This window comes from Marivita sp., assembly GCF_020055635.1.
GTDB lineage: Bacteria > Pseudomonadota > Alphaproteobacteria > Rhodobacterales > Rhodobacteraceae > Marivita.
In genome coordinates this window covers 56,064-82,057 of sequence record NZ_JAIPUT010000001.1, presented here as the reverse complement: position 1 = coordinate 82,057, position 25,994 = coordinate 56,064, and the positions used below count along the sequence as shown (strand labels likewise).

General features: G+C 64.6%; 22 protein-coding genes. 7 read left to right on the top strand and 15 right to left on the bottom strand.

Going from position 1 to position 25,994, the window contains the following annotated elements; translation table 11 throughout:
• Positions 1-14 precede the first annotated feature (14 nt).
• Complete coding sequence (locus LCF60_RS00365) at positions 15-572, bottom strand: YqgE/AlgH family protein (RefSeq protein WP_292289020.1); 558 nt, start codon at positions 570-572, stop codon at positions 15-17.
• Positions 573-705: 133 nt separating this feature from the next.
• On the opposite strand from LCF60_RS00365, the gene LCF60_RS00360 reads away from it, so the two are divergent.
• Entirely contained in the window at positions 706-1,524 is an 819-nt protein-coding gene (locus LCF60_RS00360) for a protein-disulfide reductase DsbD domain-containing protein (RefSeq protein WP_292289019.1), read from the top strand.
• 3 nt (positions 1,525-1,527) lie between these two features.
• Here the strand turns inward: LCF60_RS00360 and LCF60_RS00355 are convergent, their stop codons facing one another.
• From LCF60_RS00355 to LCF60_RS00335, 5 genes are all read right to left on the bottom strand, one after another.
• Positions 1,528-4,932 carry an efflux RND transporter permease subunit gene (locus LCF60_RS00355; protein ID WP_292289018.1) on the bottom strand — a complete coding sequence of 1,135 codons (3,405 nt, stop codon included), beginning with the start codon at positions 4,930-4,932 and terminating at the stop codon, positions 1,528-1,530.
• 3 nt (positions 4,933-4,935) lie between these two features.
• Complete coding sequence (locus LCF60_RS00350; protein ID WP_292289017.1) at positions 4,936-6,393, bottom strand: HlyD family efflux transporter periplasmic adaptor subunit; 1,458 nt, start codon at positions 6,391-6,393, stop codon at positions 4,936-4,938.
• Between the two features lie 92 nt (positions 6,394-6,485).
• Complete coding sequence (moaB, locus tag LCF60_RS00345; protein ID WP_292289016.1) at positions 6,486-7,028, bottom strand: molybdenum cofactor biosynthesis protein B; 543 nt, start codon at positions 7,026-7,028, stop codon at positions 6,486-6,488.
• Between the two features lie 17 nt (positions 7,029-7,045).
• Positions 7,046-7,834 carry a uracil-DNA glycosylase gene (locus LCF60_RS00340; RefSeq protein ID WP_292289015.1) on the bottom strand — a complete coding sequence of 263 codons (789 nt, stop codon included), beginning with the start codon at positions 7,832-7,834 and terminating at the stop codon, positions 7,046-7,048.
• A gap of 66 nt (positions 7,835-7,900) precedes the next feature.
• Complete coding sequence (locus LCF60_RS00335; RefSeq protein ID WP_292289014.1) at positions 7,901-8,389, bottom strand: hypothetical protein; 489 nt, start codon at positions 8,387-8,389, stop codon at positions 7,901-7,903.
• A gap of 187 nt (positions 8,390-8,576) precedes the next feature.
• On the opposite strand from LCF60_RS00335, the gene LCF60_RS00330 reads away from it, so the two are divergent.
• Genes LCF60_RS00330 through plsY form a run of 5 tightly spaced genes read left to right on the top strand, consistent with a single transcriptional unit; the run spans position 8,577 to position 12,405 of the window.
• Positions 8,577-9,539, top strand: coding sequence for an aspartate carbamoyltransferase catalytic subunit (locus LCF60_RS00330; RefSeq protein ID WP_292289013.1), 963 nt, complete (start codon positions 8,577-8,579; stop codon positions 9,537-9,539).
• A gap of 8 nt (positions 9,540-9,547) precedes the next feature.
• Positions 9,548-10,084, top strand: a complete 537-nt coding sequence (locus tag LCF60_RS00325) for an aspartate carbamoyltransferase catalytic subunit (RefSeq protein ID WP_292289012.1) — start codon at positions 9,548-9,550, stop codon at positions 10,082-10,084.
• Between the two features lie 42 nt (positions 10,085-10,126).
• Entirely contained in the window at positions 10,127-10,495 is a 369-nt protein-coding gene (locus LCF60_RS00320) for a hypothetical protein (protein WP_292289011.1), read from the top strand.
• A gap of 3 nt (positions 10,496-10,498) precedes the next feature.
• The gene (gene pyrC, locus LCF60_RS00315) at positions 10,499-11,794 is read left to right on the top strand and encodes a dihydroorotase (protein ID WP_292289010.1); all 1,296 of its coding nucleotides are present in this window, start codon (positions 10,499-10,501) and stop codon (positions 11,792-11,794) included.
• The gene (gene plsY / locus LCF60_RS00310; protein WP_292289009.1) at positions 11,794-12,405 is read left to right on the top strand and encodes a glycerol-3-phosphate 1-O-acyltransferase PlsY; all 612 of its coding nucleotides are present in this window, start codon (positions 11,794-11,796) and stop codon (positions 12,403-12,405) included. Before pyrC ends, plsY begins: the two co-directional genes overlap by 1 nt.
• Before the next feature lie 78 nt (positions 12,406-12,483).
• Here the strand turns inward: plsY and msrA are convergent, their stop codons facing one another.
• From msrA to LCF60_RS00265, 9 genes are all read right to left on the bottom strand, one after another.
• Positions 12,484-12,990, bottom strand: coding sequence for a peptide-methionine (S)-S-oxide reductase MsrA (gene msrA, locus LCF60_RS00305; protein ID WP_292289008.1), 507 nt, complete (start codon positions 12,988-12,990; stop codon positions 12,484-12,486).
• On the bottom strand, positions 12,987-13,436 hold the full coding sequence (msrB, locus tag LCF60_RS00300) for a peptide-methionine (R)-S-oxide reductase MsrB (RefSeq protein ID WP_292289007.1): 450 nt from the start codon (positions 13,434-13,436) through the stop codon (positions 12,987-12,989). Before msrB ends, msrA begins: the two co-directional genes overlap by 4 nt.
• A gap of 65 nt (positions 13,437-13,501) precedes the next feature.
• Positions 13,502-15,511, bottom strand: a complete 2,010-nt coding sequence (locus LCF60_RS00295; protein WP_292289006.1) for a hydantoinase/oxoprolinase family protein — start codon at positions 15,509-15,511, stop codon at positions 13,502-13,504.
• A 27-nt stretch (positions 15,512-15,538) separates the two neighbouring features.
• Positions 15,539-16,597 carry a tRNA epoxyqueuosine(34) reductase QueG gene (gene queG, locus LCF60_RS00290; RefSeq protein WP_292289005.1) on the bottom strand — a complete coding sequence of 353 codons (1,059 nt, stop codon included), beginning with the start codon at positions 16,595-16,597 and terminating at the stop codon, positions 15,539-15,541.
• Positions 16,598-16,693: 96 nt separating this feature from the next.
• Entirely contained in the window at positions 16,694-17,359 is a 666-nt protein-coding gene (locus tag LCF60_RS00285; protein WP_292289004.1) for a glutathione S-transferase family protein, read from the bottom strand.
• Between the two features lie 122 nt (positions 17,360-17,481).
• On the bottom strand, positions 17,482-18,294 hold the full coding sequence (mtgA, locus tag LCF60_RS00280) for a monofunctional biosynthetic peptidoglycan transglycosylase (RefSeq protein ID WP_292289003.1): 813 nt from the start codon (positions 18,292-18,294) through the stop codon (positions 17,482-17,484).
• Between the two features lie 258 nt (positions 18,295-18,552).
• Positions 18,553-23,091, bottom strand: coding sequence for a glutamate synthase large subunit (gene gltB, locus LCF60_RS00275; RefSeq protein WP_292289002.1), 4,539 nt, complete (start codon positions 23,089-23,091; stop codon positions 18,553-18,555).
• Positions 23,078-23,518 carry a GFA family protein gene (locus LCF60_RS00270; RefSeq protein WP_292289001.1) on the bottom strand — a complete coding sequence of 147 codons (441 nt, stop codon included), beginning with the start codon at positions 23,516-23,518 and terminating at the stop codon, positions 23,078-23,080. The genes gltB and LCF60_RS00270 overlap by 14 nt, the downstream gene beginning before the upstream one ends.
• Before the next feature lie 5 nt (positions 23,519-23,523).
• The gene (locus LCF60_RS00265; RefSeq protein ID WP_292289000.1) at positions 23,524-24,957 is read right to left on the bottom strand and encodes an NAD(P)-dependent oxidoreductase; all 1,434 of its coding nucleotides are present in this window, start codon (positions 24,955-24,957) and stop codon (positions 23,524-23,526) included.
• A 220-nt stretch (positions 24,958-25,177) separates the two neighbouring features.
• Between LCF60_RS00265 and LCF60_RS00260 the strand changes: the two genes are divergently transcribed.
• Positions 25,178-25,981 (top strand): undecaprenyl-diphosphate phosphatase, encoded by an 804-nt coding sequence (locus LCF60_RS00260; RefSeq protein WP_292288999.1) that lies wholly within the window; start codon positions 25,178-25,180, stop codon positions 25,979-25,981.
• The last annotated feature ends 13 nt before the right edge of the window (positions 25,982-25,994 follow it).

The following is a 25,994-nucleotide window of genomic DNA, read 5'->3' as shown; positions in this document are numbered from 1 at the left end:
TGAAGGGCTGCGCGTCAGGCGCGTCCGCCTTCCGAGGAAAGCGCCAGCGGCGACACACCCAGTGTTGCCAGCGCGGCTTCCCACTTGTCGCCATCGGCGATGTCGAACACCAGGTCGCTGCTCGCGTCGCAGGTCAGCCAGCCGTTTGCCGCAAGCTCGCTCTCGAGCTGACCCGGCCCCCAGCCGGCATATCCCAGAACGATCAGGCGCTTTTCGGGACCGCCGCCTTGCGCGATGCTTTCCAGCACATCCAGCGTCGCCGTCATGGCGAAGCCGTCATCGACGTTCAACGTCGTCATCTCGGAGCTGAAATCCGGCGAATGCAGGACAAAGCCCCGGCCCAGTTCGACCGGGCCGCCGAAATGCACCCGGATGCCGGACACGTTGCCCGCCTCCTCGATCGGCAACTGGTCGATCAGGTTTTCGAAGGTCACGTCCGCCGAGGGCTTGTTCACGATCAGACCCATCGCCCCGTCATCGGAATGGGCGCAGATATAGATCAGGCTGTGCTCGAACCGGGGGTCGGGCATTCCAGGCATCGCGATCAGCAATTGGCCCGTCAGGTCGGTCATTATGTCATATGTGCTCACCGTCCAAACATGGACAGCGCGGCAAGGGGTTGCAAGAGCACACAGGCCGCAGGCCCGGGTCGGATCGCCTGTTTGTGACTTTTCATCGCGCCGGAAACCGGCCATCTGCTTGGGGATGACACAGTTCAAGCCATTTCTGACCGCCTGTACCCTGGCGATGTCCCTGTTCACTCCGCTTGCGTCGCAGGCGGGCGAAACCACCGGTCTCGAGCGGGCTGCGCTGTTGCCCGGATGGCGGTTGGCCGACGGGTCTCACATGGCGGCCGTTCAGATCGTGCTCGAACCGGGCTGGAAGACCTATTGGCGCGCGCCGGGAGATGTCGGCATCCCGCCACAGTTCGACTGGACCGGATCGCGCAACATCGGGGCGGTTTCGGCGAACTGGCCTTCACCAGAAGTGTTCTTCGAACAGGGGGCGCGGTCTGTCGGATATACCCGAAGCGTGGTGATCCCGCTGCACCTGACGGCGCGTGACGACGCGGCGGACATCCAGCTGTCCGGTGAAATGCAGATCGGCCTGTGCAAGGATATCTGCATCCCGGCCAACCTGTCCTTCACCGCGACCCTGCCGCCGGCATCGGCGCGTCCCGATCCGGTGATCGCGGCGGCCCTGGCCGACATGCCCTACACCGCAGGCGATGCGGGGGTCCGCAGTGTCACCTGCCGCTTCGAAGTCAGTGCCAAGGGCGGGCTGATCCTGCACAGCGCCATCGACATGCCGGCGACGGGCGGCACCGAACATGTGGTGGTCGAAGCGGGCAATCCGCACCTTTGGGTGGCAGAACCGGACAGCCGGCGCGACGGCGGCACGCTGCATGCGTCCACCCGCCTGGTGCATGTGGAGGGCCGCAGCTTTGCTGTCGACCGGTCAGACCTGCGCTTTACAATTATCGGCGCCTCGCGGGCGGTGGATATCCAGGGTTGCACCCCCTGAGCGTCACGCCGGACGGCGCGACCGCAGGACCGTCATGGCGATGGCCGCCACGACATACAGCCCCAGACAGATCATCGCCGACCCAGATACGAACAGACCGAGGCTCGTCGCCAGCGTGCCTTGCCCGCCAAAGGGCGTTCCCGCCAGCATCGTCGTCAGAACGTCCGGCAACCCACCGGTGATCGCAAAAGCCCCCATGGTCGCACCAAGCCAGGCCACGATCAGCATCCCCGCGGAGACCATCGCCGCGCGCACGCCGGTGTTGCGGAACCGCAACCCCCGTCGGGCCGTCATCGTCAGCCGCGCGATATCGTCCTGAATGGCGATCAGCGACGGCACGATCAGCAGCACCAGAAACATGCCGAACCCAAGCCCGTAGACCAGTGTGATCACGGTCGGCTTGAGAAACTGAGCCTGGCTGGATTGCTCATACAGCAGCGGCACAAGCCCCAGCACCGTGGTGGCCGTGGTCAGGAACACCGGGCGCAGACGGTCCGCCGCGCCGTCGATGATCGACGGGATCAACCCGCGATCTTCCGCCTTTTCGTCGATTGTCGTCACCAGCACGATGGAATCGTTGATGATGATCCCGGTCATGCCCAGAAGGCCCACCACCGTGAACATGCTCAGCGGCACGTCCCATTGCGCGTGGCCATAGATCGTCCCCACCAGCCCGAACGGGATCACCGCCATGACCACCAGCGGCCGCGTCCAGCTGGCAAAGACCCAAGAGAGCACAAGATAGATCGCCAGCAGCGACAGGATCAGCCCGGTGCGCGCATCGTTGAGGAATTCGCCCTCGTCCTCGCTGAGGCCCGACAGCTGGTATTCGACCTGACGTTCGCTGGCGATGGTCGGCAGGATCTCGGTCTCGAGCGCCAGCATGATGTCATTGGCGCGGGCCGGATCCTCTTCGGAAATGTCGCCGGTCACCGAAATGAGCCGGACGCCGTTTTCGCGGCGCACGGTCGAAAAGCCGGTGCGGCGGTCGACGCTGACGATATCGGCAAGCTGGACATAGGCGCCGTCGGGCGTCCGCATCTGCGTCCGCTCCAGGAAATCGGCGGTGAGTTCCCCCGCCGGCAGTTCGACCCGGATCTCGGCGCTGCGCGGGCCGTCCGGATAGGTCGCCGCCTCGATGCCGCCCAGCCGCGCGCGCAATACCTGGCCCAGACCATCGATGGTAAAGCCCAGCGCCTGCCCCTGCGGCGTCAGTTCGAGGATCAGCTCTTCCTTGTCATAGGCCAGCGAATCCTCGACCGCCGACACCTCGGGATAGGGCAAGAGCGCGGTTTTCAGGTCCTCCGACGCCGCCTTGAGGGTTTCCGCGCTTGCCCCGAAGAACTCGACATCCAGTGCATCGCTCGACGGGCCGCTGCCCCAGCTGCGGAAGCTGATGGTTTCCACCATCGGATGGCGCGGCACACTGTCCTGCAATGCGCTGACGAAAGCGCCGCTCGAGAACGGGCGCAGGTCGGCGTCGATCAGTTCGATCGAAATGCCGCCCAGCTGATCCGCGTCCTTGGTGTCGGCGCCCGAAATGCCGCGACCGGCATTACCGCCGACCTCGGCGATCACGTAGTCGATGGGGTTCACGCCGTGGCGTTCCTCGAAGCTGCGGGCGACCTCCTCGACCGAGGTCTGGAAGATGCGCATCATCTCGAACGTGTCCTGGCGCGTCGCGCCCGGTGCCATGGCAAAGTTGCCGGTGACCGAGCTTTGTTCGGGCGAATTGAAGAACCGCCATTGCACGTCGCCCCGGATGAACTGCGCCGCCTGGAGCGCCAGAAGCACCACCGCTCCGGCCAGAACCGCGTAACGCGCCTGGATGACCAGCGCCATCAGCGGCCGGAACAGGGTCTCCCGGACCCAGCGAAAGCCGCGATTCACCACCCGCGACGGGACGTCATACCAATGCTGCCTGGCGCTGTGGGCGATGGCATGCGCCATGTGGTTCGGCAGGATCAGGAAACATTCGACCAGCGACGCCGTCAGGACGGCGATCACCGTCAGCGGAATATCCGCGATCAGGTCGCCGAACCGCCCGCCAATCGCCACGAGCCCGAAAAATGCGATGACCGTGGTCAGCGTGGCCGAAAAGACCGGCAGTGCCATGCGCTGCGCTGCACGCTCGGCAGCCTCGACCGGGGGCAGGCCGGTGCGCGCCAGGTGATCGGCATGTTCGCCCACCACGATGGCGTCATCCACCACGATCCCCAGGGTGATGATCAGTGCAAAGAGCGAAATCATGTTGAGCGTGATGCCCGCCATGTACATGAAGGCAATCGCCGCCATCATTGCCGCCGGGATGCCCGCCGCGACCCAGAACGCGGTGCGCACGTTCAGGAACAGGAACAGCAGCGCCAGAACCAGCGCCAGCCCGGTCAGCCCGTTGTCGAGCAGGATGTCGAGACGTCCCGAAATCATCTCGGCCCGCGTGCGGATCAGATCGACGCTCACCCCGTCGGGCAAGGACGCCTCAAACTCCGACGCCACTTCCTGGACCGTGCGCTGGATCGCGATGGCATCGCCCTGGTCGCTGCGGTCGATCCGGATCGAGATGGCCGGGTTTTCGCCCACGAAATAGCTGCGCTCGCGGTCGATCCCCTCGACAATGATCGTGCCCACATCGCCGACGGTGAGGTTCGATCCATCGGCGTTCGATCGCAGCACGATATCGGCGATCTCGTCGGCGCTGCGTTTTTCCACGCCGGTCCGCACCCGCGTGTTGCCGGTCCCGACATCGCCCGCCGGGTCGGTGTCGACCTCGGCCGCGATGGCATTGGCGATCTCGCGCATGGAAATGTCGAAGGCGATCAGGTTGGCCGACGGCACCTCGACCACCGTACGCGGCGCCGACAGGCCCCGGATCGTCGTGCGCGTCACCCCTTCGGCAAAAAGCCGCGCCGACATTTCGTCGGCGAAACGGGCCAGCTGATCGACCCCGACCGGGCCGGTGATCACGACATCCGTGACCCGGTCCCGCCAGCCGCCGCGCCGGACCACCGGGTCCTCGGCCTCCGCGGGCAGGGTAGTGACCGACTCGACCGCCGTCTGGACGTCATCTGCCGCCCGCGACATGTCCCAGCCGGGTTCGAATTCAAGCCGGATCGACGCGCGTCCTTCGCGCGACACGGCATCGGAGCTTTCGACCCCTTCGACCGCCAGGACCACGGGTTCGAGAACCTGCACGATCCCCCGGTCCACGTCTTCCGCCCCCGCGCCTCTCCAGGTGACCGACACATCGACATCGTCGATGACGACATCCGGAAAGAACTGCGCGCGCATGTTGGGGATCGAAACCGCGCCCGCCGCGATCAGCAGGATCAGCAGCAGGTTCGCCACCGTCCGGTGACGCACGAAATAGCTCAGGATCCCCCCGGCCCGGCCTGAAAGAGCGCGCGCCACGGCTTAGCCCCCCATCCGGGATTCAAGGCGCGTCACCACCTGCGCGGGCACCGAGGTCTGCGACAGCTGGTTCAGGATACGCTGCCGCGCCTCGGCGGGCATCCGGGTGTTGGCCTCGACAAACGCCGTCAGGCGGGCGCGACGTTCTTCCGTCAGTTCGAGCATGTCCGGCTCTTGCGGAGCCGCCTCGCCGCTTTCGCGCAACGGGCGCACCTTGATCCCAGCCCCCAGAAGCGGTGTGCGCTGGGCCACCACGTCGCGCCCCTGCAACCCCTCGGCGCGCACCAGCACATCGTCGCCCTGGCGCCTGAGAAGCGTGACCGGCACCACTTCGAGCCGCTCGTCCTCGGCCAGGACCAGCACCTCCTCCGCGGCATTCAGCGCCGAGGCGGGCAGGCGCGCCACCTGTTGCAGCGGCGGTTCCTCGATCCGGACGGTCACGAAGTCTCCGGGCTTGAATCCCGGCGCGGCATCCAGCGTCGCAAACACAAGCCGCCCGGTCTGGCCGTCACCCACCGCGGCGCCGGTGCGACTCAGGCGGCCGGTCGCGGTCAGGTTCGTGCCGAACACGTCCAGCACCACAGTCACATCGGCGTCCGACAACGTTCCGGACTCGTCCAGCAGGCGGGCAAATTGCTGTGTCGACAGGCGAAACGCAACTTCAAGAGCGTCGGCGTCGATGAGCCGCGCAAGCTGTTCGTTGGAGGACACCAACCGCCCCTGCACCACCGACACATCCGACAACGTGCCGGAAAAATCCGCCGTGATCACCGTGTCGTCAAGCCGCCGTCGGGCCTCGGCCTCGGCGATCCGGGCGCGGGACAGCCGGGTTGCGGCCTGATCAATCCGCGCTTCGGCCTGTGCCACCGCCTGACGCCGGGACAGGACGGCCTGTCGCGCCTGTGCCGCGGCCAGTTCGGCCACTTCGACGGTCGCCGCCGTGCCGACGCCCCGGTCCTGAAGGTCGCGTTGCCGCTGAAACGCACGCTCCCGCAAGTCCGCCTGCTCCTGTGCCGCTTGCAATTCATCCTGTGCCAGATCCAGCGCGCGCTCCGCCTCGCGCCTTTCGGCTTCGGCATCGACGATATCGCTCTGCACCCGCTCCAGCACCGATTCCGCATCGGTCGGATCAAGCGTGACCAGCATCTGGCCCTCGGTCACGGTTCCGCCTTCGACGAAATCGGGGGCAATCTCGACCACGCGTCCGCCGACCGCGGCCCGGATCTCGAGCGTGCGTCGGCTTTCGATCTGGCCGAACGCCGTCATGACCGGGGTGATCGTGTCGAAGTCGGCCGGAACCACGTTGACCGCGAAAATGCGCTCTCGGGCCTCGAACGACCGAGGCTCCTGCGCCATGCGATCCTGCACGGCATCCCTGACCTGCACCCCGGCAAAGGCCAGAAGTCCAAGCGTGACAGACAACAGAAACAACCCGGTCAGGCTACGGCGGAGAAACCGCATCGGCGAAAATCCTTAGCAACGGCATTGGAGAACAGATAGCCAAAACCAGATGTTTTCCAATAACACTTCTCTGCGATCCACGCAGGTAAACGTCATTTCCGTCGCAGATGCTCGTCCAATCGCGGTAAAATCTCGACAAAGTTACAAGGCCGGTGCCGATAATCGAGCTGAAGGCCCAGGATCTCGTCCCACGCATCCTTGCACGCCCCCGGACTGCCGGGCAGCGCAAAAAGGTAGGTTCCATTGCGCACACCGCCCGTGGCGCGGCTTTGCACGGCGCTGGTGCCGATCTTCTGGAACGACACCATGGTGAAGACCGTGCCGAAGGCGTCGATCTCTTTCTCGTAGACATCGCGATGCGCCTCGACCGTGACATCCCGTCCGGTCAGCCCTGTGCCGCCGGTCGAGATCACCACGTCGATATCGGGCTGGTCGCACCACGCGCGCAGCTGGTCGGCGATCCCGTCACGTTCGTCCTGGATGATCTTGCGATCGGCCACGATATGCCTCGCGCCTTCGATTCGCCCCACAAGTGTATCGCCGGACCGGTCTTCGTCCAGCGACCGGGTGTCACTGACGGTCAGAACGGCGATGCGGATGGGCAGGAAGTCCTTGCTGTCGTCGATACGGCTCATGGCTCAGGCTTTCTTGGTCAGGTGGTCGTGCGCAAGCGGGCTTGCAGGTCAAGCAGATCGGCCCAGGCCTCGCGCTTGGCGGCAGGGTTGCGCAACAGGTACGCGGGGTGGAACATCGGAATCACCGGCAGGCCTGCGGCCTTGGCCCATTGGCCGCGCAGGCGCGTGATACCGCGTTTGCCCAGCAGGGCATGGCACGAGATGTTTCCCATGACGACCAGCAGCTCGGGCTTGGCCAAGGCGATATGGCGCAGCAGGAAAGGCATCATCATCGCCATTTCAACCGGTTTCGGGTCGCGGTTCTGCGGAGGCCGCCACGGCAACACGTTGGTGATGTAGACCGATCCTGCGCCCTCCCGATCCCGGCCAAGGTCGATCGCCGCCAGCATCCGGTCGAGCAACTGCCCCGCGCGGCCCACGAAAGGCTTTCCGACCCGGTCTTCCTCGCGTCCCGGCGCCTCGCCGATGATCATCACGCGCGATCCGGGCACTCCGTCACAAAACACCAGGTTGCGGGCACCCTTGCGCAACTCGCAATGCGGATAGGCCTGCATCGCCGCCTTGAGCCCAGCCAGGTCCTGAGCGGAGGCCGCGGCCTTTTCTGCCTCTTCGACAGGATCGACCTCGGGAACGGGTTGAACCGGTACGGCAGGCGCACTGACGCCGGGGGCAACGCCCGCCTTGGGTGGCGGTGCCACCTGCTCGAAGCGATTGATGGGCGTTTCCGAGATCGCCTCGGTCACGCCCATCTCAAGCTGCCACTCAAGCGCGGCGCGCGCCGCATGCCAGTCCATTTGCGAATCCATGTCCGCAACCTAGCCCGGCAGCGGGGGCGACAAAAGCGGCGTTGTCACGCCGCCTTGCCGATTGCCTTACAGCGGGGGGAACTGCCCCGGATATCGCTTCCAGTTCGGCAGCACGGGATGCGGCGCGGAATACGTGCGCACAGGGGCCGAATATTTCTGCGCGGGCTGCCCAGCGGCGTAGGCCGGGCCGGCTCCCTTGACGCAGCCCTGTTCGATCATCGCCTTGGACAACGCGTCGTAATGCCCGCGCGCCGTGGCAAGCTGCGCCGATTGGTCAACGCTGATCGGCAAGGCAAAGATCGCGGGCCAGAAGATCAGGGCGCTGGCGGTGAAAAAGACGGTATCCGACTGCGCCGCCTTGCGTTGCTCCGCCGTGACGTGCTGGACATATCCCGCCAGCGTCACGCGTTCCTGGTACAGCTCGTGGCAGGTCGCACCGCGATAGATGATGCTGGGTATATAGCTGGCCGGGACGCGCTGTGCCTGTTCTGCGCAGGCCGACAGGACCACGCCCGCGCTCAGCATGACGCCAAGCAATATCTTGTTAAATTTCATGATTTCCCCACAGATATAGTACAGACCTTGTAGACACGCATATGGCGAACATCAACCATATGAAGATCGAAAAACGTCCCAAACCCCAAATGTAGTGTTTCCGCATCATTCCGCCGGCGCGATGACTTGGCTTGCTGGCAGGAAAGCGTCTCCCTATAAGCGTGTCACACGCGCACCGAGGCCCAGCATGCATTTCACACAACGACACCTGCTCGGGATCGAACCCCTGCGCCCGGATGAAATCACCGCGCTTCTGGACCTTTCCGACCAATATGCCGAGCGCAATCGCCAGCGGACCCCCAGCACCGACGTCTTGGCGGGCATGACGCAGATCAACATGTTCTTCGAGAATTCGACCCGGACGCAGGCCAGTTTCGAACTGGCGGGCAAGCGTCTGGGCGCGGACGTGATGAACATGGCGATGCAGGCCTCGTCGGTGAAGAAAGGCGAAACCCTGATCGACACGGCGCTGACGCTCAATGCCATGCATCCCGACCTGCTGGTCGTGCGGCATCCGCATTCCGGCGCGGTTGACCTGTTGTCGCAAAAGGTGAATTGCGCCGTACTGAACGCCGGCGACGGCAGGCATGAACACCCGACCCAGGCGCTTCTGGATGCGCTCACCATCCGCCGCGCCAAGGGGCGCCTACACCGCTTGTCCATCGCCATCTGCGGCGACATCGCACATAGCCGCGTGGCCCGGTCGAACATCCTGCTGCTTGGCAAGATGGAAAACCGCGTGCGTCTTGTCGGCCCACCCACCCTGATGCCGTCGGGCATAGGCGAATTCGGTGTCGAGGTGTTCGAGGACATGCGCGAGGGTCTCAAGGATGTCGACGTCGTGATGATGCTGCGGCTTCAGAAAGAGCGAATGGATGGCGGCTTCATCCCCTCCGAGCGCGAATATTACCATCGCTACGGCCTTGACGCCGAAAAGTTGGGTCACGCCAAGGAAGACGCCATCGTCATGCATCCCGGCCCGATGAATCGCGGTGTTGAAATCGACGGCACGTTGGCCGATGACATCAACCGGTCGGTGATCCAGGAACAGGTCGAAATGGGCGTCGCGGTGCGCATGGCGGCGATGGACCTGCTGGCACGATCCCTGCGCGACCGGCGTGCGACACGGAAAGAAGGCGTGATGGTGTGAGCACATCCATGCATATCAAGAGCACCGAACGCGGCGTGGTCCGGGTCTTTCATGTCGACCTCCCGCGCGAGGCGGTCGAGCGTTTCACGACCCAGGCCGGCACCGGCGAATGGCCGCTGCAATACGCGCTTGGCGCCAAATCCCTGCGCCAGGCCTTTGTCGAGGTGATCGACCTGCGCGATCTGGGTGAAATGCCCCTGTCGCAATACCTGGTCAACGCGCATGACGTCAGCGGGCCCGAGTTCGACACCACGCGACCCCGTCTTGATGCCCTGACCGGTTTCGTTCTTGTCCTGCCCTCTCAGGCCTTTGACCGGACCGAGCAGGACCTGACCATCTCCAGCCCGTTGCGCTGGATCGGCACGTTCAACGAACCCGAGCCGGCCACACGGGGCGCGCCGGTGCGCAGCGCGGCGGCAAGGGGCACGGGAAGCGGCGCGTCTGCTCCCGAAAAACGGCCAGGCGGGTCTGCGCTCTTGTTTGTCGCGGTTCTGTTCGTTCTGATCGCCGGCGGCATCATCCTTGCCAAGCTCATGCTCAACTGACCCGAATCGCCGAAAGCGCATATGACCGAGTTCAAACCAGACATGACCACTTACATCCGCGCCCATGCAGTCATGTCGGCGATCGCGATGGCGGCGGGCATGGCGATCCTGTGGCTGCTTGGAAACCCGCATGTCTGGACCGGCGCGATCGGCGGCCTTGCCGCGGTGGCCCTGCGCGGCTGGTACCTTGCCGACGAGGTCATGGACGAGGTCTGGACACTGACCAGTTCCAGCCTGACCGGCCCCTACGAACGCAAGGCGCGGCTGGAGGAGATCGTCAAGCTGCGCATCATCGCCGGATCGGTCCAGATCATCACCCGCGAAGGCAACAAGCACCTCATCAAGTACCAGCCAGACCCACGGGCAGTGATCGACCGGATCAACGCCGCCCGGCAGAAACAGGCGGCGTAGACCATGACCCTGCTCATCACCAACGCGCGGCTCATCGACCCCGAAGCAGGCACTCTCAGCCCCGGCGCGATCCTGATCCGCGACGGCCTGATCGCCGAGGTCTTTGACACGCCGAAGCCCGAGATCGGGGCCGACACCGTACCGCAGGACAACCGCCGCGACGCGATGGGCAAATGCCTTGCCCCCGGCATCGTCGATATCGGGGTCAAGATCTGTGAACCCGGCGAACGGCACAAGGAAAGCTATGGCTCGGCCGGTCAGGCGGCAGCGGCCGGTGGCGTGACCACGATCGTCACCCGTCCCGACACGAACCCCGCCATCGACACACCCGAAACGCTCGAATTCGTGCGCCGCCGTGCCAACGAGGCGGCCCCCGTGCATGTCCTGCCGATGGCGGCGCTCACCAAGGGGCGCGACGGGCGCGAGATGACCGAGATCGGGTTCCTGATGGATGCCGGCGCCGTCGCCTTCACCGATTGCGACCGCGTCGTGCGCGACACCAAGGTTCTGAGCCGCGCGATGACCTATGCCCGCGCGCTTGGCGCGTTGATCGTCGGCCATCCGCAGGAACCCAACCTTTCGGCAGGGGCCGCCACCACGTCGGGCAAGTTCGCATCGCTGCGCGGCTTGCCCTCTGTCACGCCGATGGCCGAGCGCATGGGGCTCGACCGCGACATCGCGCTCATAGAAATGACCGGCGTGCGCTACCACGCCGACCAGATCACCACGACCCGCGCACTGCCCGCGCTGGAACGCGCCAAGCGCAACGGCTTCGACGTGACCGCGGGCGTGTCGATGCACCACCTGACGCTCAACGAATATGACGTGGCCGACTACCGTACCTTCTTCAAGGTCAAGCCGCCGCTGCGGTCCGAGGATGACCGGCAGGCGGTGGTCGAGGCGGTCAAGTCGGGGCTGATCGACGTCATCGGATCGTTCCACACGCCGCAGGACGAGGAAAGCAAACGCCTGCCTTTTGAAGAAGCCGCGAGCGGCGCCGTGGGGCTGGAAACCATGCTGCCGGTGCTCATGCGGCTCTGCCATTCCGGCGATCTTGACCTGCCGACGCTGTTCCGGGCGCTGTCGCTGAACCCGGCGAAACGGCTTGGTCTTGACTGCGGGCGGCTGTCCAGGGGCGCGCCTGCCGACCTGGTGCTGTTCGATCCCGACAAACCCATCGTGCTGGACCGGTTCGAATTGCTGTCGAAATCCAAGAACACGCCCTTTGACGGGGCCCGCTTGCAGGGTAAGGTTCTGGAAACCTTCGTCAGCGGAACCTCGGTCTACCGGAGCACCTGATGCCAGCATTCGAGACCAGCATCGCCCTTCTCGGCCTCTGGGCCATCGTCGGCTATCTGCTGGGGTCCATCCCGTTCGGCCTGTTGCTCACTAAGGCAATGGGCCTCGGCAACCTGCGCGAGATCGGATCGGGAAATATCGGCGCAACCAACGTGCTGCGCACCGGGAACAAGGGCGCCGCGGCGGCCACCCTTGTTCTCGACGGTGCGAAAGGAGCCCTGGCAGTTCTGCTGGCGCGTGCCATGGCGGGCGAAGACGCCACGCAGGTTGCGGCCCTGGCGGCGTTTCTTGGTCACTGCTTCCCGGTCTGGCTTGGGTTCAAGGGCGGCAAAGGCGTCGCCACTTTCCTCGGACTGATGCTTGCGCTGGCCTGGCCCGTGGGGCTTCTGGCCTGCGCGGTCTGGCTGGCCACGGCTCTGATCAGCCGCATTTCAAGCCTTTCCGCCCTTGTGGCGGCAGCCTGGTCTCCGCTGGTTTGCCTGCTTGTCGGACAGGGGCAGATCTTTCTTCTGACCCTGTTTCTGGCCGGTCTCATCGCGTGGCGGCACCGGGCCAATCTCGGACGGTTGAAGAACGGCACCGAACCCCGGATCGGCGGGTCGAAGGCCTGACGACGACGCAGACGCAAAAAGGGCCAGACCAACCGATCCGACCCTTGTCATTCGCCATCGCCTCTGACCGTGTCTGCCCTACTCCGCCGCGTCACGCTTGGGCAGAACCCAATCCGGGCGCGGGAAATGGCAGGTATAGCCGTTCGGGAACCGTTCAAGGTAATCCTGATGCTCGGGTTCCGCTTCCCAGAAGTCGCCCACGGGTTCCACCTCGGTCACCACCTTGCCGGGCCAGATGCCGGACGCGTTCACGTCGGCAATCGTGTCCTCGGCCACCGCTTTCTGGTCCTCGTCGACATAATAGATCGCCGAGCGATAGCTCATCCCGCGGTCGTTTCCCTGCCGGTTCAGCGTGGTGGGATCGTGTATCTGAAAGAACACCTCGAGCAGCTTGCGATACGAGATCACCGACGGATCGAAGATGACCTCGATCCCTTCCGCATGTGTCCCGTGGTTGCGATAGGTCGCGTTCGGAACATCCCCGCCGGTATAGCCCACACGGGTCGATTCAACGCCCGGCAGCTTGCGGATCAGGTCCTGCATGCCCCAGAAACATCCCCCGGCCAGAACTGCACGTTCGCTCATGCCACATCCTCCACTTGATCCAGATAAGCGCCATAGCCTTCGGCCTCCATGTCGTCGCGATGGATGAACCGCAGGCTGGCGGAATTGATGCAATAGCGCAGACCGCCCCGGTCGCGCGGGCCGTCCGGGAACACGTGGCCCAGATGGCTGTCGCCATGGGTCGACCGCACCTCGGTGCGCACCATGCCAAGGCTCATGTCGCGCAATTCGTTGATATGCGCCGGTTCGATCGGCTTGGTGAAGCTGGGCCAGCCACAGCCCGACTCGTACTTGTCGGCGCTTGCAAAAAGCGGCTCGCCGCTGACAATATCGACGTAAATCCCCGGGTCCTTGTTGTCCAGGTAGTCTCCGGTCCCCGGCCGTTCGGTCCCGCTTTCCTGCGTGACATGGAACTGCTCTGGCGTGAGCGTCGCGATGACGTCCGGGTTCTTTTCATATTTCGGCATGGATCGCCTCCTGTCCGTGATCTTGTCTCTATAGATGGCGCGGATCGGCCAAAGTCCAACCCCTGTTACAGCGCGTTCGCCACGTCGTGAGCCGCGATGCGCGGCCGGCCCGTCGCCTCGACCGTGATCCGCGCCTCGACGAACATCTCGCGCGCCTCGATCTCGACCCGTGTGATGTCGCGCAGCGCGGTCAGATGCACGGATGCGGCGCCCGCTGCTTCGGCCTCTGCTCCCGCCAGGGCGCGTAACGCCTGCTCGACCGCCTCCATCGCACTGTCCGCATCCGCGAAATCCTGCGGAGCGTCCGGAAGATGCGCCCGGAACCGCCCCTCCGACGGGTGCGTCACCATGCCTTCACGCACCATACGGATCCGCCCGGTCACCGCCCCGATGGCGTTGGCCACGTCGCCGTCTTCGGGCAGCAGCGTCACCGCATTGATCCAGTCCCCGACGGCCGGATAGGTGTCGCGCGCCGACGCGCCCAGACCGACAACCGGCACGGACAGTCCCGCCGTCATGCGCACAAGCCCCGGCGCGCCCCGCAACCCGCGATGCAAGAGCGGATGCCGCGCCAGCGCCGGGGCGTCCTCCAACCCGTCTTCGGCAAAGGCTGCTTCGAGCAACGCCGTCCCGGTCGCCTGCGTCAGCGCATCGACGATCCGCTGCGCCATGGCCCCGGCGTTCTCGGCATGACGATCCCCAGATCCGCCGCGCCTGCGCGCCAGAAGCAGCATCGCCTTTTCCGACGCAGAAGCATCCCAATGATCGAACCGCCCCAGCACATGCAGCGCATCGGTCGGCGTCGGCCCCGCCACCTGTACCAGCCCACGCGCCACCAGAACCCGAAGCGCCTGCCCGTCCAGCCGGGTCGCCAGCACATCGGCCAAAGGCTGCACCGCTTCGGTCACACGGCCCAATACGGCCTTCGCCCGTTCCGGAAGACCGACATCGTCCTGCCCGAGCACCCGGCGCACGAAGCGGGCATCATGATCGCCCGGCACCGACCGGCCCAGTTGCGCATCCAACGCGCGATGCACCACCTCCGGCGCATCCTGCGCCACCAGGGAAATCGGCAGAACCCGTTTCGGGCCCAGCGTCACGCCAGCCTCGAGCCCCTGGTCGGACACATGCACCTCGCTGTCGCCACCCAACCCATGGGTGCGCATCGCAACGGCTTCGACCATGGTGCGGTGCGGACCCACCCGTGCGCCATCGGGGTCGATCACCGGCCGCCCGTCGCGCAACAGGGCGATATCGGTCGTTGTCCCGCCGATATCCGCCACCAGCGCATGCTCCGCCCGCGTCAGCCAGCGCGCGCCCACGATCGACGCGGCAGGCCCGCTCAGGATCGTCTCGATGGGCCGTTCCTGCGCCTGGTGCGCCGACATCAACGCCCCGTCACCGCGCACCACCATCAACGGCGCATCGATGCCAAGGTCACGCAGCGCGCCTTCGGCCCGGCCGATCAGCCGGTGCGTCAGCCCCACCAGGCGCGCGTTCAGCAACGCCGTCAGCGCCCGTTTCGGTCCGCCCAGCCGGGCGGACAGTTCGTGTGAACAGGTGACGGGTCTGCCGGTGGCTGCCCGGATCGCGTCCCGCGCCGCCAGTTCATGCGCCGGATTGCGCGTGCCGAACTGCGCCGCGACGGCAAAGGCGGACACGTCCTGCGCAACAGCCCATTCGACGATGGCCGCTCTATCCAGAGCGGCAATTTCCGCACCGCCATGGCTGTGCCCGCCAGCGATGACCAGCACCGGATCCCCGCCCAGCGCCTCGGCCAATCCCTGTGCGGCCAAATCCTTTTCGGAAAACCCGATATAGACCAGCGCAACCCGCGCGCCCTGCCCCTCGACCAGCGCATTGGTGGCCAGCGTGGTCGACAGCGACGCCAGCGCGATCTCGGCCGGATCGACGCCCGAACGCTGCAACACCGCCCGCACCGCCGCAGCCACGCCCAGCGCGAGATCCTGCCGCGTGGTCAGCGCCTTGGCCTTGGCGATCACCACCTCCTCGTCGCGCATCAGCACCGCGTCGGTATAGGTCCCGCCCGTGTCCACACCCAAGAGAATTGCCATCTACCCGCCTCCTGGGATGGACCTAGCCTAGTCGCCGGACGCGGCCCGCGTGTTTGCGACATCGGCAAGTCGCATCACGGCCCAGCGGGCGGCATCCGCGACGGTTGCGTCCGGATCGTCCACCAATTCCTGCGCCACAGGTCGCAACCGCGCCGATCCGGAATTGCCGATCGCATAAAGCACGTTGCGCACGAACCGGTTGCGCCCGATCCGCTTGATCGGCGAGCCCGAGAACCGCGCCCGGAACCCGGCATCGTCTAGACCCGCCAGCTCCGCCAGATCCGGCGCCATCAAATCGTCGCGGGCATGGTACTTCACTTCCGAGGCGCGCTTGGCGAACTTGTTCCAGGGACAGACCGCAAGACAATCGTCGCAGCCGTAAATCCGGTTGCCCATCATCGCGCGCAGCTCTTCATCGACCGGCCCGTGATGCTCGATCGTCAGATAGGAAATGCAGCGCCGCGCATCCAGCCGGTACGGCGCGGGAAAAGCATCCGTGGGACAGACGTCCAGACAGGCGCGGCACGACCCGCAATGGTCTACCTCCGGCGCATCCGGTGTCAGGTCCAGCGTGGTGAACACCGACCCGAGAAAGAACCACGACCCGAGATCGCGCGACAGAAGGTTGGTGTGCTTGCCCTGCCATCCCAGCCCCGCCGCCTGTCCAAGCGGCTTTTCCGGCACGGGCGCGGTATCGACAAAGACTTTCACTTCGCCCCCCGCCTCGGCGATCACCCAGCGCGCCAGCCGCTTGAGCCGCTTCTTGACCACGTCATGATAGTCGCGGTTCTGCGCGTAGACCGAAATCGCAGCCTGTTCGGGCCGGTCCAGCACGTCCAGCGGATCATGCGCGGGGCCATAGTTCTCGGCCAGCATGATCACAGACCGCGCTTCGGGCCAGAGCACCTGCGGCGCGCCGCGCCAGTGCGCCCGATCCGCGAGCCAGCCCATCTGGCCGTGATATCCGGCATCAAGAAACGCTTGCAGCCGCGCGGGCACCTCGGGCACGTCTTGCGGCCGACAGATGCGACAGGCCGAAAACCCCTCCGCCACGGCCTGCGCCTTCACCCGGGCCGTCAGATCCATCGCGGGCTCCCTCTTCTTCTCTTTCCAAATATGCCGGGGGGTTTGGGGGGCTGGCCCCCCAATGCCGGAGTGTCGGGACGAAGAACCCGGGCCGCCTCAGAAATCCAGATCGGCATAATGCGGCGGCTGCGGAAAGCCCGGCACCTGGTCGGCGAGAATGGACCGGAAAGCCGGACGCGACTTGATCTTGGCGTACCAGTCCTTGACCGCCTCGCTGCGGTTCCAGTCCACATCCCGGATATAGTCGAGCGACGACAGATGCGCCGCTGCCGCGAAATCGGCGAGCGTCATCGTATCGCCGGCCAGCCAGCGCCGATGATCCAGCAGCCACGCCATGTAATCAAGATGGTACTTGATCGCCTTCGCCCCGGACTTGACGTTGCCGCTGTCCGGGAACCCCTGCTTGGTGACCTTCTTGTTCACCCGCTCGTACAGGAGTTTCGACGTCACCTCGTTGTGAAACTTGTCGTCGAACCACCCGACCAGTCGGCGCACCTCGTAGCGCGCTTCCGACGACCGCGGCATCAGCGGCGGTTCGGGATATTTCTCTTCGAGATATTCGCAGATCGCGGCGCTTTCGGCCATCGTGCGCCCGTCGATCTTGAGAACCGGCACCTTGGCCGCGGGGTTTCGGCGCAGGAAATCCGGGTCTTTCTCCCAGTACCGCTCTTCCACCAGTTCGCACTCGATCTTCTTTTCCGCAAGGCTCAGTCGTACCTTGCGGCAGAACGGCGACAACGGAACATGATAGAGTTTGGCCATGCGAAGCGGGTCCGGAAGAGGGTGGGTCAGTCCCCTCCTACTTGCCGTGAAGCGCCTTGCAATACAATGGCCCGGCTTCGCATAATTCCGGGACGCGCGGTTTTCGTCTCACCCGGTTGCGGTCAGTCCTGGAAACAGGCTGCGCGCCCGTCCTGGTTGATGGTCTCCGCACCGCCGCGGATCGACCGCGCGCGCCGCTCGACGGAATTGCCGGGGCGCGATGCCGACCGCGTCTTGGGCGAGGGCAACACCGCCGCCAGCCGTGCCGCCTGCAAGGCGCTCAGATCCCGCGCATCGACGCCGAAATAATGCACCGCCGCCGCCTGCACGCCGAACACACCTTCGTCGAATTCGGCGACGTTCAGATAGAGCTCGAGAATCCGCCGCTTGGACCACATCGCCTCGACGACGGGGGTCAGCACCGCTTCCATGCCCTTCCGCAGCCAGGACCGCTCCTGCCACAAGAAGACGTTCTTCACCACCTGCTGCGAAATCGTCGACGCCCCGCGCGCGCCGCCCGCTTCGATTGCGGCGCGGATCGCGTCGACATCAAAGCCCCAATGCAGACAGAAATTGGCATCCTCCGCCGCCACCACCGAGCGCAGCATCACCGGCGCGACCGCGTCTGCATCGACCCAGCTTCGGTCCACCGGCGCGCCCAGACGGCGGCCCTCGGACCACATCGTGTGCGTGACCGGCGGGTTCACGACCCCGAACAGGCCGACCAGCAGCAGCACCAGCAGGATCAACACCAGCGCCGTGCGAAAACTCCACTTCACCAGCCAGCGATAGGGCGCGAGGATACGGTCGATGAATCCCGGTTCCTTCGCCTTGCGCGCACGCTTCGCCTTCGGCTTTTCCAGCCGAGGTCCTTGCTGCGATGTCGATTTGGGTTTCTCGCCTGCCATCGCAGGCACATTAGGCCCAACTGCCATCCAAGAAAACATCCCTCGCTGATGAAATGAGCTCTTGCCGTACCGGCACATTCCGGTCCCGACAGGGCGCAGCCGTGGCAAAACCGTGAAACACGCCGCGACGACAGGCGTCACGGGCCGGCGCGCCCCGAAGTCGCAACGAGCGTCGTGGCATTCCTTCCCTGACACGGACTCCGAAAGGACACTCCGGCGCGCCTGTATCCTGGAAATGAGAAAGCCCGGCGCGATGGCCGGGCTTTTCCATACTCCGAAGCCGGATCACTCCGCCGGAACGGCCTGTTCCTCGATCCCGAGCGGATGCTTGATCTTGTCCAGCATCTCTTTCGGGCAGACCTGCACGAAATTACCCAGTTCCATGTCCCAGTGTTGCAGAATGTCCTGCGCCTTGCGGCTCATGGTTTCATCGACATGTCGCTCGATCAGACCCTTGAGTTGATCCACCCAATGATCGACCGTCACCGGGCAGGTCACGAGGCTTTCCATGTTCATGAGCGCCTGCGCCTTGCCTTCGGGATCGTACAGATAGGCCATGCCGCCGGTCATGCCCGCGCCGAAATTGGCCCCGATATCGCCAAGGATCACCGCGGTGCCGCCGGTCATGTATTCGCAGCCGTTCGATCCGCAGCCTTCGACCACGACCCGGGCCCCCGAGTTGCGCACGGCAAACCGTTCGCCCGCGCGACCGGCTGCAAATAGGTAGCCGTCGGTCGCCCCGTAGAGCACGGTGTTGCCGATGATCGTATTGTCAGCCGCAACCAGCGGCGACATCATCGGCGGGCGCACCACGATCGTGCCTCCCGACAGGCCCTTGCCGACGTAATCATTGGCATCGCCCGACACTTCGAGTTTCAGCCCCGGAGCGGCAAACGCCCCCAGCGACTGCCCGGCAGAGCCGGTGAGCTTCACGGTCAGGTGGTTCGGCTGCAACGCGTTGCGCATGCCGAACTTGCGGACGATATGGCTCGAGGTGCGGGTGCCCACGGTGCGATGCGTGTTCTGCACCGCGTAGGACAGCTGCATCTTCTCGCCATCCTCGAGGAACCGCGCCGCGTCGCGCACGATTTCCGCGTCCAGCGTATCAAGCACCGGATTGCGCGGGCGGGTGCGGTCATAGACGATGTCGTCAGACCCGTCGACACGGATGAGAAGCGGGTTGAGGTCCAGATCGTCAAGGTGATCCGATCCGCGCGACACCTGGCTCAGCAGGTCCGCCCGCCCGATCACCTCGTCAAGCGACCGCGCACCGATGGAGGCCAGGACGTCCCGCACTTCCTGCGCGTAGAAGGTGATCAGGTTCACCACCTTGTCGGCATTGCCGGTGAACTTGGCCCTCAATTCGTCGTCCTGCGTACAGACACCGACCGGGCAGGTGTTCGACTGGCACTGACGCACCATGATGCAGCCCATCGCAATCAGCGCCGCTGTGCCGATGCCGTATTCCTCGGCACCCAGCATCGCCGCCATGACGATGTCACGCCCCGTGCGCAAACCGCCATCGGTGCGCAAGGTCACGCGATCCCGCAGCTTGTTCATCGACAGGACCTGGTGCGCCTCGGTCAGGCCCATCTCCCACGGCAGACCGGCATATTTGATCGAGGTCGCAGGCGACGCGCCGGTGCCACCGTTATGGCCGGAAATCAGGATGACGTCCGCCTTGGCCTTGGCCACACCGGCCGCAATCGTGCCGACGCCCGACGACGCCACCAGCTTGACCGTCACCTTGCAACGCGGGTTGATCTGCTTGAGATCGTAGATCAGCTGCGCCAAGTCTTCGATCGAATAGATGTCGTGGTGCGGCGGCGGCGAGATCAGCGTCACACCCTTGGTCGAATGGCGCAGGCGGGCAATCAGGTCGGTGACCTTCATCCCCGGAAGCTGACCACCCTCACCGGGCTTGGCACCCTGTGCGACCTTGATTTCAAGCTCTTCGCACTGGTTCAGGTATTCGGCGGTCACGCCGAAGCGGCCCGACGCCACCTGCTTGATCTTGGCAGAGGGGTTGTCGCCGTTCGGTTCCGGCACGAAATGCGCCGGGTCTTCGCCACCTTCCCCCGAGTCGGACTTGGCCCCGATCCGGTTCATCGCCACGTTCAGCGTCTTGTGCGCCTCGGGCGACAGCGCGCCCAGGGACATGCCCGGTGTCACGAACCGCTTGCGGATCGAGGTGATGGATTCCACCTGCTCCAGCGGGATCGGTTCACCCAGAGGCTTGATCGCCAGAAGGTCGCGCAGATGGATCGGCGGGTTCGCCTGCATCGCCTTGGAATAGGTCTTCCAGATCTCGTAGGACGCCTTGTTGCAGGCCATCTGCATGAGGTGCATCGTCTGCGCGCCCCAGGCATGCGTTTCGCCGGATTTGCGCGCCTTGTAGAAACCGCCGATGGGCAGAACGTCCTGACCGCCCCGAAAACCCAGCGCGTGCACTTCCTCGGCCTTGCGCTGCAACCCGTTGAGACCGATGCCGGAAATGCGGCTCAGCATGCCGGGGAAGTATTCCGCACACATCGCGCGGCTCAGGCCCACGGCCTCGAAATTCAGGCCGCCGCGATAGGACGAGATCACCGAAATGCCCATCTTCGACATGATCTTGAGCAAGCCCTGATCCACCGCCTCGCGGTACTTGGCCACCGCTTCGGTCAGGCTCAGGTCCAGCAGGCCCCGGTTGATCCGGTCCGCCAGCGAATCCTCGGCCAGATAGGCGTTGACCACCGTCGCACCCGCGCCGATCAGAACGGCAAAATAATGCGGGTCGATACATTCCGCCGACCGCACATTGAGCGAACAGAAGGTCCGCAGCCCCTTGCGCGTCAGGTGGCTGTGCACCGCGCTGGTGGCAAGGATCATCGGCATCGCCACCTTGCCCTCGCCGCAATACTCGTCGGTCAGGGTGATATGCCCCGCACCGGACCGAACGGCGTCTTCGGCCTCGGACCGGACCCGCTCCAGCGCGATCTGCAACGCGCCCTGTTCGCCTGTTGCCGGGAAGGTACAGTCGATCTCGCACAGGCCCGCATTGAAGTGGTTGGCCAGTTCCTTGAACTGCGCATTGCCCACAAACGGGCTGTCCAGCACGAGGATCTCGGTCTGGGCGCTCGACTCGTCCAGAACGTTCTTGAGGTTGCCGAACCGGGTCTTGAGGCTCATCACGCGGAATTCGCGCAGGCTGTCGATCGGCGGGTTGGTCACCTGGCTGAAGTTCTGGCGGAAGTAATGCGACAGCGGACGGTACTTCTTGGACAGCACCGCAGACGGCGTGTCATCGCCCATCGACGCCAGTGTCTCTTTCCCGTCTTCGGCCATTGGCGCGAGGATCTGCTCAAGCTCTTCGATCGTGTAGCCCGCCGCGATCTGCCGGCGGCGAAGTTCCCCGCCCTCGAACAGCGGTTTTTCCGTCACTTTCGCAAGCTCATCGTCCAGTTCGTTGATCTTGCCGACCCATTCGCCGAAGGGTTGGCTGGCGGCCAGCCGGTCCTTGATCTCGACGTCGTGATACAGCTTGCCTTCGGACATATCCACGGCCAGCAACTGCCCCGGACCCAACGCGCCCTTTTCGCGCACCGTGCCTTCGTCGACCGGCACCATGCCCGCCTCGGAGCCGGCGATCAGCATGCCGTCGCCGGTCACGACATAGCGCATCGGGCGCAGGCCGTTGCGGTCCAGTCCGGCGCAGACCCAGCGCCCGTCGGTCATCGCAAGCGCGGCCGGGCCGTCCCACGGCTCCATGACCGAGTTGCAGTAGGAATACATGTCGCGCCAGGCTTGCGGCAGTTCGATCGCCTGCTTGGACCAGGATTCCGGGATCAGCATGGTTTTCGCCATCGGCGCGTTGCGCCCCGCGCGCACCAGCACCTCGAACACCGCGTCCAGGGCAGCCGAATCCGACGCACCATTGGCGATGATCGGCTTGATGTCCTCGGCCATGTCCCCGAAGGCCGCCGACGCCATGCGGATCTCGTGGCTCTTCATCCAGTTGACGTTGCCCTTGAGCGTGTTGATCTCGCCGTTATGCGCCAGCATGCGGAACGGCTGGGCCAGCCACCATTGCGGGAAGGTGTTGGTCGAATAGCGCTGGTGATAGATCGCGAAGGCGCTCTCGAACCGCTCGTCCTGCAGGTCGGGATAGAACTCGGCCACCTGCTCGGCCAGCATCATGCCCTTGTAGATGATCGACCGGCAGGACAGCGACGCGATGTAAAGCTGTGCGACACCGGCGCGCGCCGCCGCTTTCTCGATGCGACGCCGGATCACGTAGAGTTCCCGCTCGAAGGTCTCTTCGTCCACACCCTTGGCGTTCGAGATGATGATCTGCTCGATCTCGGGGCGAGTCGCGTTGGCCTTTTCGCCAAGGCAATCCACGCTGACCGGCACGTGCCGCCAGCCGTAGATGTAATAGCCCATGCGCAGCACTTCTGTCTCGACGATGGTCCGGCAGGTTTCCTGCGCGCCGAAATCGGTCCGCGGCAGGAACACCTGCCCGATCGCCATCAGTTCGTCCATGCGCGGGGTGTGACCCGTGCGTTCGATCTGGTCATAGAAGAACGGCGCCGGGATCTGCACGTGGATGCCCGCTCCATCGCCGGTCTTGCCATCGGCATCGACCGCCCCGCGATGCCAGATCGCCTTGAGCGCATCGATCCCGGCCTCGACCACCTTGCGCGACGGCTTGCCGTCAAGGTTGACCACGAGGCCAACGCCACAGGACGAATGCTCGTCTTCTTCAGAGTAAAGCCCGTTTTCCGCCAACCATTTGCGCTTGGCTTCCTCGGCGGCAACCCAATTTGCGTCATACGTGGTCATGGCCTGTCTCCTTTTCCAGAAACGCAGCAAGCTGCGCTTTCATCTCTGCTTCGGTCCGCTGGATCGCGCCTGCAAAGGGCGGGAACCAGTCGGGACGTGAATCAATAAAAATCTCTTCGGCAATCGTGATGCCACTCTGGTCGTCCAGAAGGCCCAGCGCGACAAAGGCGACCGGACCGGTCTGCAACTTCCAGTAAAGCGTCGACCCGCATGTGCCGCAGACGGCGCGCCGGCCCCAGTTGCTGTGATCGTAGGCGTGGATCGCGTCTTCGCCCGTCAACTCGAGGTCGTGGACGCGGACCGCGAAAAGCGGCCCGCCCCCCGTCCAGCGCTGGCACTGCTGGCAATGGCAGGCCTGCGCCGTGTCGGACACGTCCCCCCTGACCGTCACCGCGCCACAGAGGCAATGTCCGCTCCGGACACCCACGCGCCTTACTCCGCAGCCACGGCAGTTGCGCCGTTCAACTGGTGCATCACCGCATCGGCACAGTCGCGCCCGTCCCGAATGGCCCAGACGACCAGCGATGCCCCGCGCACGATGTCGCCAACAGCGTAAACCCCCGGCAAAGCGGTCGCGCCCGTGGTGAACTCGGCCTTTACCGTGCCCCAGCGGGTCACTTCCAGTTCGGGGACACCCCAAAGCGTCGGCAGTTCCTCTGGCTCGAATCCCAGCGCCTTGATCACCAGGTCGGCGGGTTCGACATAGTCCGAGCCTTCGATGATCTCGGGCATCTGGCGCCCGGTCGCATCGGGCAGACCCAGACGCATCCGCTGCACCATGACGCCCGTGACCGGGTCTCCGGCAAAACCCTTGGGCGCGGTCAGCCATTCGAACTGAACACCTTCTTCCTCGGCATTCTGCACCTCGCGCTGCGAGCCCGGCATGTTGGCGCGGTCGCGGCGATACAGGCATTTGACGCTCTCGGCGCCCTGGCGGATCGCCGTGCGCACGCAATCCATCGCGGTGTCGCCGCCGCCGATCACCACGACTTTCTTGCCTTCGGCATTCAACTCGCCGCTTTCGAACTCAGGAACCGCGTCACCAAAGCTCTTGCGGTTCGACGCGGTCAGGTAATCCAGCGCCCTGACGATGCCATCGGCCCCGGATCCCGGCCCACCCAGATCACGCGACTTGTAGACACCGGTGGCGATGATTACCGCGTCATGCTGGTCGCGGATGTCCTCGAAGGACATGTCGTCGCCGACGTTGCAATTGAGCACGAAGCGCACGCCACCCAGTTCAAGCTGTTCGTTGCGACGCATGACCACCGGCTTTTCAAGTTTGAAGCCGGGGATGCCGTAGGTCATCAAGCCGCCCGCGCGGTCGTAGCGATCGTATACGGTCACCTGCACACCTTGACGGCGCAGCACGTCCGCCGCTGCGAGGCCGCCCGGTCCGGCGCCGATGATCCCGACGCTTTCCTTGCGCTCCTGCGCCGGGGTGATCGGCTTGACCCAGCCTTCATCCCAGGCGGTGTCGGTGATGTATTTCTCGACCGCGCCGATGGTGACGGTTCCGTGGCCGGATTTCTCGATCACGCAATTGCCTTCGCACAGACGGTCCTGCGGGCAGATACGGCCACAAATCTCGGGAAAGGTATTGGTCGCCTGGCTGACCTCGTAGGCCTCTTGCAGGCGGCCTTCGGCCGTCAGTCGCAACCAGTCGGGGATGTTGTTGTGCAGCGGGCAATGCGACTGGCAATAGGGCACGCCGCATTGCGAACAGCGGCTCGACTGCTCTTGCGCCTTGGCATCGGCGTATTCGGCATAAATCTCGTGGAAGTCCGCACGGCGCTGCTCTGCGTCGCGCTTTGTGGGCATGTCGCGCTGAACCTTCACGAACTTCAACATCGGCTGCTTCGCCATGACTCACGTCCTTCCTTACCTGTGGTCGCGTCTGATTATAGAAGAGCAACGGGAAAGAAAAGTCAGTTATGCTGACCTATTTTCACTATTTTTTCGACCCGTCAGCGAAACTCTTGCTGCATTGCAGCTATTTTAGGTCCGATCCGGACTTAAAATAAGGCTTCATAATTGTTTTCAAGGCTTTATACCCACAAGCACAAGAACCACTGGACGACACGCCATGGCCCTGACACATCTCCTGATCCTGGCGTTAATTCAGGGTGTTACGGAATTCCTGCCAATTTCCTCGTCCGGTCACCTGATTCTCCTGCCGAATCTGACTGGCCTGACCGATCAGGGACTCGTTCTGGATGTCGCGGTCCATGTCGGCACATTGGTGGCCGTCATACTCTATTTCTGGTCCGACGTTAAGCTTGTGACCTTCGGCCTTGGCCGGTTGGCGAAAGGCCGCGTGGACACCCAGGGCGCATTCTGGGCGCTTTGCCTGATCGTCGCGACGATCCCGGTGGTCGCCCTCGGTCTCGTGCTCAAGCTCAGCGGGCTGAGCGACCTGCTGCGCTCCACCGCCGTGATCGGCTGGATGATGCTGGTTTTCGGCGTCGTGCTCTACTGGGCAGACCAGACCGGTCCGACCGTCAAACGCGCCACGAACTGGAGCCTGAGGGATGCCGTCATCATGGGCCTGTGGCAGGCGCTCGCGCTGGTCCCGGGCACCTCGCGCTCGGGCATCACGATCACCGCCGGACGACATCTGGGCTATGACCGCGAGAGCGCGGCACGGCTGGCGATGCTCATGTCGATCCCGACAATCCTCGCCTCGGGTGCCCTGCTGAGCGTCGAGGTCGCGCGAGTCACCGACATGGCCATCGTCAAGGACGCCGCCATCGCCGCACTCTTCGCGTTCCTGGCAGCGCTCGCCGCGCTGAAGTTGATGTTCAAACTGCTCAAATCGGTGAGCTTCACACCTTACGTGATCTATCGCATCGTCGTTGGCGTGGTCCTTCTGGCGATCGCCTACACCTGAGCCAAACCCGGTT